Genomic DNA, 2,993 nt, shown 5'->3' on the forward strand with positions numbered 1-2,993 from the left:
TGACGTGCGCCGGGTGTTCACGGGCCTGCTCGTCGAGGTCGGCGTCGACGCGGTGGCACCAGCGCCGGCGGGGTCACCGCTCGCCGATGCGCTCGCGGCGATCGCCGGGGCGACGGTGGCGGTTGGGGCGCGGTGGCCGCTGCTCGGCACGGTGTCGCCGTGGGCGATCGCGGTCGGGGCCACAAACGGCCAGCTGCTCTCTCCGTCTCCCACCTGGATGATCACGACCGTTTCGTGATCGTCGATCAACATGGGTGCGCCCCTGGGCGGCGGGCCGCGGTGCCGCCAGTCTGAGGACAACCGTGATCACTTCGGTCGCGGGGTCCTGCGAGGAGGTGGTGGCGGTGTCCCTGGATGACGACGACGAGGCGGCCCGGCGTGCACGGGCCCGGGAGATCGGCCTGTTCCGCTACATGCTCATACGCGATCTTGCCGACGAGGCGTTGACGACCAGGCAGCGCGGGGTGCTGGTCCGCGCGCTCGCCGCCCGGGAGCACGTCGACCCGGACGGCCGGCCGGTGCGGGTGACCCGCTGGACGCTGGACAGATGGGTCAGGAGCTGGAAGTCGGGCGGGTTCGACGCTCTGGTGCCCTCGCCGCGCCAGGCCGGGCCGCGCACACCGGCCGACGTCCTCGCGCTGGCGAGCGCGCTCAAACGCGAGCGGCCCGAGCGCACCGCCGCGCAGGTCCGCCGGATCCTGGTGGCCACCCATGGCTGGTCCCCGACCGAGCGCACGCTGCAGCGTTTCTTCACCCGCACCGGCATCGGGACCCGCCAGCTCGCCGCGGCGGCCACCGGCCGGGAGGTGTTCTCCCCGTTCCAGGCAGCAGCACCTAATGATCTGTGGACGGGAGACGCCCTGCACGCAGTCAAGATCGCCGGGCGGAAGACCTACCTGTTCGCGTTCCTCGACGACTACTCCCGCGCGGTCGTCGGCTACCGGTTCGGCTACGCGGAGGACACCGTCCGGCTCGCCGCGGCGCTACGCCCCGCGCTCGCCGCCCGCGGCATCCCCTCCAAGATCTACGTCGACAACGGCTCGGCGTTCTCCGACGCCTGGCTGCTGCGCGCCTGCGCGAAGCTCGGGATCCGGCTGGCGCACTCCACCCCGCACCGGCCCGAAGGACGCGGCAAGATCGAACGTTTCTTCGCAACGGTGCGGGGCCAGTTCCTCGTCGAGATCGCCGACGAGGCCACCCCCACCGGGACCGCCAGCCCCGTGACCAGCCTGGACGACCTCAACGGCAAGTTCCAGGCCTGGGTCGAAGCGCAGTACCACCGCCAGGTCCACACCGAGACCGGCGCCGCGCCGCTGCACCGCTGGCAGACCGGCGGCCCGTTCCGCCACGCCACCCCTGACGAGCTCACCGAGGCGTTCCGCTGGTCCACCCACCGCACCGTGTCCCGCACCGGCCTGATCTCCCTGCACGCCAACCGCTACCAGGTCCCCGCCGGGCTTGCCGGCCAGCGCGTCGAGTGCGTCTTCGACCCGTTCGACCTGACCACCATCGCGCTGCGCCTCGGCAACACCGACATCGGCACCGCGACCCCGTTCGAGATCACCCGGCACAGCCATCCCAAGGCCCGCCCGGAAACCCCGACCGAACCGGCCCGTCCCACACAGATCGACTATCTCGCCCTCGTGCAGGAACGCCACACCACCACCCTCACCCAAAAGATCAACTATGCGGCGCTCGCCGACACCCCGGGCCAGACCGGCCCCGACGACCCAGCCGGCCCGCAGCGCAAGGGCGCCGCATGAGCGCCATCGACGCCACCGGCGGCATCGGCCCCGACCTGCTCGCCGAGGCCTTCGCACTCTCCCGCGCCGCCTCCGACATCGCGCACGCCGCCTGCGACCTGGTCAACCCCGCCCTCACCGACGACCACCTCCTGATCGCCGAGACCGTCCTGCACGTCGCCGTCACCGTCCAGGACCTCGCCACCACAGTGATCACCACCCATTGCCGTGACCGTGACAGCACCCCGGACCCGGCCGCGTTCACCCTCCCCCTCAAGGAACCGTTCTGATGCTCGAAAAGCTGCGTGCGCACTACGGTTTCACCCGCACCCCGTTCAGCCGCGACCTCGCCCCCGGCATGCTGCACCGCCACGACGCCCACAACCAGGCCGTCGCCCGGTTGTCCTGGTGCATCGCGGAGCGCGGCATCGGGATCGTCACCGGCGAGGTCGGCGCCGGCAAGACCGTCGCGGTCCGCACCGCGCTCGCCGACCTCGACCCGTCCCGCCACACCGTGATCTATCTTGGCAACCCGCAGATAGGAGTCCGGGGCATTCACGAGGCCATCGTGACCGCGTTCGGCGCCCCACCCACGAACCTGTCCTCCCGGCTGATCGCCCAGTCAGCCGCAGCACTCGCCTCCGCCCGCGACGAACGCGGCCGCACACCCGTCCTCGTCCTGGACGAGGCCCACCTACTCGGCTACGACCAGCTCGAGACCGTCCGCATGCTCACGAACCACGCCATCGACTCCGACTCCCCGCTCGCGACCCTGCTCGTCGGCCAGCCCACCCTGCGCCGCACCATGCGCCTGGCGGTCCTCGCCGCCCTCGAGCAGCGCATCACGATCCGCTACACCATGCCCCCGATGACCCCCGAGGAGACCGCCAGCTACATCCGCCACCACATCAGCCTCGCCGGCCGGTCCGACACCCTGTTCTCCAACGACGCGATGACCCTGATCCACACGACCGCCCGGGGCTACCCCCGAGCGGTAAACAACCTCGCGGTCCAAGCCCTCGTCGCCGCCTACGCCGCCGGACACGCGATCGTCGACGAGAAATCCGCCCGCGCCGCCCTCGCCGAAATCACCGACGACTAACAACACCCCGCCGACCACAGCGACAGCACACCGACCACAGCGACAGCACCCCCACGAACGCCCCGCCCCAGACCCCCGGGACGGGGCGTTCGATCATCCGGCCATCGGCAAACGATCCGTCGCCGTCGTCGGCATCCTGAGCGTCGGCC

At 71.4% G+C, this 2,993-nt stretch carries 4 protein-coding genes; all 4 read left to right on the forward strand.

The window, feature by feature from the left end; all coding sequences use genetic code 11:
* Positions 1-238 (forward strand): hypothetical protein (locus AC5LSR_RS23655; RefSeq protein ID WP_493469057.1); only part of this gene is annotated, 238 nt, incomplete at its 5' end.
* 64 nt (positions 239-302) lie between these two features.
* A complete protein-coding gene (locus AC5LSR_RS23660; protein ID WP_250289545.1) occupies positions 303-1,763 on the forward strand; it encodes a DDE-type integrase/transposase/recombinase in 1,461 nt (486 codons plus the stop codon).
* The gene (locus AC5LSR_RS23665) at positions 1,760-2,032 is read left to right on the forward strand and encodes a hypothetical protein (protein WP_250289543.1); all 273 of its coding nucleotides are present in this window, start codon (positions 1,760-1,762) and stop codon (positions 2,030-2,032) included. Before AC5LSR_RS23660 ends, AC5LSR_RS23665 begins: the two co-directional genes overlap by 4 nt.
* Positions 2,032-2,844 carry an ExeA family protein gene (locus AC5LSR_RS23670; RefSeq protein ID WP_250287431.1) on the forward strand — a complete coding sequence of 271 codons (813 nt, stop codon included), beginning with the start codon at positions 2,032-2,034 and terminating at the stop codon, positions 2,842-2,844. Before AC5LSR_RS23665 ends, AC5LSR_RS23670 begins: the two co-directional genes overlap by 1 nt.
* Positions 2,845-2,993 lie beyond the last annotated feature (149 nt).

This window comes from Protofrankia sp. CiP1_Cm_nod4, from assembly GCF_982290645.1.

What these genes read in the sequence shown, in the direction of transcription:
- AC5LSR_RS23665 (WP_250289543.1), top strand. Translation starts at nt 1,760, where the DNA reads ATGAGCGCCATCGACGCCACCGGCGGCATCGGCCCCGACCTGCTCGCC.
- AC5LSR_RS23670 (WP_250287431.1), top strand. Translation starts at nt 2,032, where the DNA reads ATGCTCGAAAAGCTGCGTGCGCACTACGGTTTCACCCGCACCCCGTTC.